This is a genomic window from Amycolatopsis ruanii (assembly GCF_003385175.1).
GTDB classification, from domain to species: domain Bacteria; phylum Actinomycetota; class Actinomycetes; order Mycobacteriales; family Pseudonocardiaceae; genus Amycolatopsis_E; species Amycolatopsis_E thermalba.
The window spans coordinates 23469-30423 of the sequence record NZ_PQHY01000077.1; the positions used below are offsets into that span (position 1 = coordinate 23469).

Annotated in this window: 5 protein-coding genes; 4 read left to right on the top strand and 1 reads right to left on the bottom strand. The window is 71.5% G+C overall.

What is annotated here, in order from left to right; genetic code table 11:
- Positions 1-11 precede the first annotated feature (11 nt).
- From D0D28_RS29375 to D0D28_RS29390, 4 genes are read left to right on the top strand one after another with little or no spacing between them, the layout of a single operon-like run.
- A complete protein-coding gene (locus tag D0D28_RS29375; RefSeq protein WP_116114214.1) occupies positions 12-1295 on the top strand; it encodes an ABC transporter substrate-binding protein in 1284 nt (427 codons plus the stop codon).
- Between the two features lie 9 nt (positions 1296-1304).
- Positions 1305-2192 carry a carbohydrate ABC transporter permease gene (locus D0D28_RS29380; protein WP_116114217.1) on the top strand — a complete coding sequence of 296 codons (888 nt, stop codon included), beginning with the start codon at positions 1305-1307 and terminating at the stop codon, positions 2190-2192.
- The gene (locus tag D0D28_RS29385; protein WP_116114219.1) at positions 2185-3015 is read left to right on the top strand and encodes a carbohydrate ABC transporter permease; all 831 of its coding nucleotides are present in this window, start codon (positions 2185-2187) and stop codon (positions 3013-3015) included. The genes D0D28_RS29380 and D0D28_RS29385 overlap by 8 nt, the downstream gene beginning before the upstream one ends.
- An 11-nt stretch (positions 3016-3026) precedes the next feature.
- A complete protein-coding gene (locus D0D28_RS29390; RefSeq protein ID WP_116114221.1) occupies positions 3027-4568 on the top strand; it encodes an FAD-dependent oxidoreductase in 1542 nt (513 codons plus the stop codon).
- Between the two features lie 390 nt (positions 4569-4958).
- Here the strand turns inward: D0D28_RS29390 and D0D28_RS29395 are convergent, their stop codons facing one another.
- Positions 4959-6149, bottom strand: coding sequence for a cytochrome P450 (locus tag D0D28_RS29395; protein WP_094008842.1), 1191 nt, complete (start codon positions 6147-6149; stop codon positions 4959-4961).
- Between the last annotated feature and the right edge of the window lie 806 nt (positions 6150-6955).

A 6955-nucleotide genomic window follows, 5' to 3' on the forward strand; every position in this document is an offset into this window, starting at 1 on the left:
GGAGAGGTTGCATGAGAAAGCGATGGGGGCGCCTGTTCGCCGTCTCCGCGGTCGCGCTGACCGCGGCCTGCGGGATCGGCGACCGCGCCGGCGCCGACACGGTCACCATGACCGTCTGGACGTCCAACCAGGAACAGCTGGGCCTGCTCAACCGGCTCGCCGGGGAATTCTCGGCCCAGCACGGCGGCACGCCGGTGCGGATCCAGACCGTGCCGCAGGCCGATTACACGACGAAGGTGTCCGTCCGGCTCGCCGGTGGTGACCCACCGGACCTCGGCTGGCTCGGCGCGCCGGACGCGGTCGGCCTGGCCGCCACCGAGGTGCTCGCCGACGTCGGGCCCGCCCTGCGCGCGGACCCCGCGTACCGGCTGGGCGACTTCGTGCCGAGCGCCTTCACGAACTGGCAGGACGGGGACGCCGTGTACGGGGTGCCGTTCTCGACCAGTCCGTTCTTCGTCGTCTACAACCGGGACTTCTTCGCCCGGGCCGGTCTGCCGGATCCCGCGGAGCTGGCCGCGCGCGGCGAGTGGACGTGGGACCGGCTGGCCGGTCTCGCGCGCGAGTTGCAGTCGACGTTGCCGAGCGGGAGCTATGTGTTCCAGAGCAACGAAGGCAGCCTGTACGGGCCGCTGCCGGTGTCGTGGCCGACGCTGGACCCGCTGCTGCGGGCCTACGGCGCGCGCTTCGCTTCCGGGGATGAGTGCACAATGGACTCATCGGAAGCCGCGCGGGCAATCGGAACTTTGCACCGCATGGCGTTCGCCGACGGCACCGCGGTGCCGGCCAGCGCGCAGGCGGACTTCTACGCCGGCAACGCGGCGCTGACGATCACCCAGCTCTCCCGGTTGTCGCAGCTGAAGGGCGCGAAGTTCCAGTACGGTTTCGCGCCGCTGCCCGCCGGCCCCGGCGGGCAGCCGCAGGTGACCGGGCAGGCCGGGCTCGTGGTGTTCCAGCAGGCGCCGCACCGCGACCTGGCGATCGAGTTCCTGAAGTTCCTCACCAGCGAACGCTCGATGCGCGAGCTGGCCCGGTTCTTCCCGCCCCCGCGCCAGTCCGTGCTCGCCGACGCCACGCAGGTGTACGCCGGGACCGCGCTGCCGCCGGACGCGGTCACGAACATCCTGGTGCCGGGCATCACCGAGGGGCAGGCGTTCCAGTACCCGCGCACCTGGCCGGAGATCAAGACCGCGGCGCAGCCGGTGTTCGACGAGCTGTGGTCGCCCGGCGCGAACGTGCCGGAGGCACTGTCCGAACTGTGCGGCGAAGTCGGCCCGTTGCTGCGCGAGAAGAGTTAGGGGGACGTCGTGGTCGCACGGCGCCGCGTCCGCGAGACGCTGACCGGTTACCTGCTCATCACCCCGCAGATGATCGGGTTCATCCTGTTCGTGCTGGTTCCGCTGGTGTCCATCGTGGTCCTGTCGTTCAGCCACACGGACCTGCGTGCCGGCGTGTCGAAGCCCGCGGGGTGGGCGAACTACCGCGAGCTGTTCACCGAGGACGCCACGTTCTGGCATTCGCTGGCGGTCACCGGGGTGTTCGCGCTCGGGCTCGTGGTGATCAACGTCGGGTTGTCGCTCGGGCTCGCGCTCGTGCTCTACCGGCGCCCGCCGGGGGCCGAGGTGTTCCTCACGCTCGCCTTCCTGTCCGTGATCACCTCGCAGGCGGCGTGGGCGCTGGTGTGGCGGTTCCTGTTGCAGGGCAAGGGCGGCGGGGTCAACGAGTTCCTGTCGGTGTTCGGGATCACCGGGCCCAACTGGCTGTTCGAGGCCCAGCCGTCGCTGGCGGCGGTGACCGTGGTGGCGGCGTTGAAGACGGTCGGGCTCAAGGCGGTGATCTTCCTCGCCGCGCTGCGCAACATGCCGTCGGAGACCCTGGAGGCCGCGCGGCTGGACGGCGCCAGCGAGTGGCGGGTGACCCGGCACATCGTGCTGCCGCTGATCGCGCCGACGACGCTGGTGGTCGTGCTGATCACGTTCATCGGGTCGTTCCAGGTGTTCGACTACATCCAGCTGATGACGCACGGCGGGCCGCCGCACGCGACGTCGGTGCTCGCCTACTACCTGTACGAGCAGGCGTTCCAGCTGTTCCGGACCGGGTACGCGAGCGCGATCGCCGTCGTGCTCTTCGGACTGACGCTGCTCCTGGTGGCGGCGCAGTGGTGGGCGCGGAGGAAGTGGGTGCACAGTGAGTAGGACCGTCAGCCGCGTGCTCCGGTACGCGTTCCTCGTGGTGTTGTCGGTGCCGCTGGTGTTCCCGTTCCTGTGGATGATCGCCAGCGCGCTGAAGCTGCCCGGCGACGTGCTCGCGTCCCCGCCGCAGCTCATCCCCCGCGACGTCACGCTGGACAACATCCGGGACGTCTTCGCGTTCCAGCCGTTCGCGCGGCAGATCTACAACAGCCTCTACATCGCGGTGCTGGTCGCGCTGTTCACGTGCGCCCTGTCGCTGCTGTCCGGCTACGCGTTCGCGCGGCTGCGCTTCCCCGGGCGCAACGTGATCTTCTTCCTGTTCCTGAGCGCGCTGATGCTGCCGGTCGAGGTCACGCTGATCCCGAACTTCACGCTGATGAAGGACCTCGGGCTGGCCGACACGCACGTGCCGCTGCTGGCGCTGGCGGTGTTCGGCGCGACCGGGGTCACCGGGATCTTCCTGATGCGCCAGTTCATCCAGTCGATCCCGGTCGAGCTGGAGGAGGCGGCGATGATCGACGGCATGGGCCGGGCGCGGATCCTCCTGAGCCTGATCCTGCCGCTGACCCGCCCGATGCTCGGCACGATCGGCATCATCGCGTTCCTGTACAGCTGGAACTCATTCCTGGAGCCGCTGGTGTTCGTCAACCGCAGCGAGCTGTACACGGTGCCGCTCGCGCTGACCGCGCTCACCGACACCAGCGGCAACCCGTTGTGGGGTCCGCAGATGGCGGCCACGGCGATTTCGACCGTGCCGCTGGTGATCGCCTACCTGGTGGCGCGGCGGCAGATCACCGAGAGCCTCGCCCAGACGGGCGTGAAGTGAGAGGGAGGGCGATGGGTTCCGACTGCGAGGTGCTGGTGGTCGGTGGCGGTTGCGGCGGGGTGGCCGCGGCGCTGTCCGCGGCGATGCTCGGCCGCCGGGTGGTGCTGACCGAGACGACCGGGCGGCTCGGCGGTCAGCTGACCGCGCAGGCCGTGCCGCCGGACGAGAACGCGTGGGTCGAGACGTTCGGCAGCACCCAGTCGTACCGGCTGATGCGGTCCCGGGTGCGTGACCGGTACCGCGCGGACCCCCGGCTGAGCGCGGAGGCGCGGGCGGTGCGCGAGCTGAACCCGGGCGAGGGCTGGGTGAGCGCGTTGTGCGCCGAGCCGGTGGTCGTCGGCGAGGTGCTCGACGAGCTGCTGGCACCGCTGGTGCGGGCGGGCAACCTGGAGATCCGGTACCACCACACGCCGGTCGGCGCGGCGACGACGGGCGACCGGGTGGACGCGGTGGAGTTCGCGTCGCCGGAGGGTGCGGCGTCGGTGAGCGCGTCGTACGTGATCGACGCGACCGAAGAGGGTGACGTGCTGCCGCTGGCGGGGTGCGAGCACGTGCTCGGCTCGGAGAGCGCGGACGAGACGGGTGAGCCGCACGCGCTGGACGGGCCTGCCGATCCGTTGGACCAGCAGGCGCTGACGTGGTGCGCGGCGCTGGAGTGGGACCCGGACGGCTCGCACGTCGTGCCGCGGCCCGCCGACTACGACTTCTGGCGGAGTTACCGGGCGCCGTTCTGGCCGGGACCGCAGCTGGGCTGGACGACGCAGGAACCGGAGACGGGCGAGCCGCTGAGCCGGCCGTTGTTCGGCGAGGGGCAGGACCTGTGGCGGTTCCGGCGGATCCGGAGTGGACGGTTGTGGGATCCGCCGCGGCCCGATGTGACGCTGGTGAACTGGCCGCAGATCGATTACTGGCTGGCGCCGGTGACCGGGGTGGCGCCGGAGGAGCGTGCCACGCGGCTGGCGCAGGCGCGGTCGCTGACGTTGTCCTTCGTGCACTGGTTGCAGACCGAGGCGGGGTATCCGGGCCTGCGGCTGGCCGGTGAGCCGCTGGGCACGCCGGATGGGCTGGCGCTGGCGCCGTACGTGCGGGAGAGCCGCCGGATCCGGGCCGAGTTCACGGTGCTGGAGCAGCACGTCGGGGTGGCGGCGCGCGTGGGGATCGGGCAGGCCGAGCAGTTCGCCGACAGCGTCGGGGTGGGCTGCTACCGGATCGACCTGCACCCGAGCACCGGCGGCCGGGGGTACCTGGACATCGCCTGCCACCCGTTCCAGATCCCGCTCGGCGCGCTGTTGCCGGTGCGGCTGGAGAACCTGCTGGCCGGTGGCAAGTGTCTCGGGGTGACCCACGTGACCAACGGCTGCTACCGGCTACACCCGGTGGAGTGGAACACCGGCGAGGCGGCGGGAGCACTGGCGGCGTTCGCGCTGGAGCGAGGCGTCCCCGCGCGGGCGGTGCGTGCGAAGCCCGGTCTGCTGGCGGATTTCCAGGCGCGGCTGGGGAAGCTCGGCGTGCCCCTGGAGTGGCCGGAAGCGGTGCGCGGCGTCGTGCGGTAGGGGTCCGGAAAATCTGTCTTTCGGTAGATGTGCGGCGGGTTTTCGCGCTCCTAGACTGATCAGCAGACCGCAACCACAATGGACAGAAGGCACACCATGGGGAACCTCCGTTGGCTCCAACCGCCCACTCAGTGGACCGGCGACACCACGAAAACCCGCCCGACACCGCACCGACCACCCGCCAGGGCGAGCGCCCGCCGGCCAGGGAACCCGGCGGGCGATCTCCTCCAGCGGGGCACCGCCGACGTCGCGACCGACGGCATGCAGAAACCCCTGACGCAGGGCGCATTCGCACGCGACAATCGCCCCCGGCCACCGCCTGCACCGACGACTTCCCCCGCCCACGGACAGGTGTCCACCGAGTGCGGCGAACGATCACGGTGCCGCTGCTCAGTCCCAGGTCACCGGGAGCCGGCGCACGCCGTAGATGGTCTCGTCGTGCCGCAACGGCACCTCCTCCGGCGGGACGGCCAGGCGCAGCGTCGGGAAGCGGGTGACCAGCGCCGGGATCGCGACCCGCATCTCGACACGCGCGAGCTGCTGTCCCAGGCACTGGTGGATGCCGTGGCCGAACGCGAGGTGCCCGGCGGCGTGGCGGCGCAGGTCGAGGGTGTCGGGATCGGGGAACCGCTCCGGGTCGCGGTTGGCGGCGTGCGCGGCGATGGTCACGGACTCGCCCGCCTTGATCACCTGACCGTCCAGTTCGACGTCCTCCAGGGCCGCTCGCACTCCCGTGTGGGCGATGGTCAGGTAGCGCAGCAGCTCTTCGACCGCGCTGTCCACGAGGCCCGGATCGTCTCGGAGCGCGGCGAGCTGGGCGGGGTGGCTCAGCAGGGCGAAGGTGCCCAGCGCGATCATGTTGGCGGTGGTGTCCAGACCGGCGCCCAGCAGGAACGCGCCGATGCCGGACAGCTCCTCGTCGGTGAGATCGCTCGTGGTCAGGTCGCCGAGCACGTCGTCGGTGGACTCGGCGCGTTTGGCCCGCACCAGTTCGCGCAGGTAGTCCTGGAGTGCCGCGTGGGCGGCGTACTGCTCCTCGGGCGTGGTTTTCGGGTCCATCTGCCCGGCGACCTGACGCTGGAAGAACTCGCGGTCGGCGTAGGGCACGCCGAGCAGCTCGCAGATCATCACGGCCGGCACGGGATGCGCGTACGCCTGGACCAGGTCCACCGACGGCCCGTGCTGGGCCATGGCGTCGAGGTGCTCCGCGGCGACTTCTTCGACCCGCTCGGTGAGCTGGCGCATCCGGCGGACGGTGAACTTCCCGGCGAGCAGTTTGCGGTAGCGGGTGTGTTCGGGCGCGTCGATGCCGGTGAGGTCGCCGACGGGGGCCGGCGGCACGTCGGCGGGTATGCCCGGGAGCGGGAAGTGCATGAGCTCGTAGCGGGAGGTGAACCGGGAGTCGCCCAGTACGGTGCGGGCCTGGGCGTGCCCGGTGACCAGCCAGCCGCGGTGCCCGTCCGGGTACTCCATGCGCACGAGTGGTTGCCGTGCCCGGATTTCGCCCAGTTCCGCCGGCGGATCGAAGGGGCAGCCCGCCGGGCGTGCGGTGGGCATCGAGGTGAGTTCGTCCTGTCGCATGACCAGAGCCTGCGGGCGAGCGGTTTCACCACGACTTCAAAACGGTTTCGGCGACGCCGCTCACATCCCGTCAGACGGGCGCCCCCACGCCACGGACGAGGCGAGGCCGGGCGGCCTCCGGCGCCGCAACCAGGGCTGCTCGCCGGCCGTCTCGCGCGGTGGCCGCCGCAGTAGCGGGTGCACGCCCGGGGCAACCAGCCAGATGACCCGTCGAACCGCCCGCCGCCCGCCTCGCGCGGTCGGCGCCGGAGTAACGGGTGCACGCCCCAGATGAACCAGTCGGGCAGCCCGAAACCGACACGCCACTCGCCAACCCTCGCGGGGCCGCCGCAGTAGCGGCTGCACGCCCGAGGCAACCAGCCAGATGACCCCAAACCCGCAGGCCACTCGCCGGCCGTCCCGCGTGGTGGTCGCCGCGGTAGCGGCTGCACGCCCCAGATGAACCAAGGCAGCCGTCAACCCGCGCTTCACTCGCCGCTCCTCTCGCGCGATGGCCGTCGCAGTAGGAAGTGCACGCCCGAGACGGATCAGCCAGGCGACCCTGAACCCGCACGCCAGTCGCCGACCGCCTCCGCCCTCCCGCGATGGCCGCCGCAGTAGCGGGTGCGCGCCCCAGATGACCCCCGCGCCGCCGCCCGGGCCGGCCGCCTGTGAACCAGCGGCGACCGGCCACCCCCGGGCAGGACCGGCACCCCCGAGCAGAGCCAGCCACCCTGGGCAGAGCCAGCCACCCTGGGCAGAGCCAGCCACCCTGGGCAGAACCGGCACCCCCCGAGCAGAACCAGCCACCCCGTGCAGAACCAGCC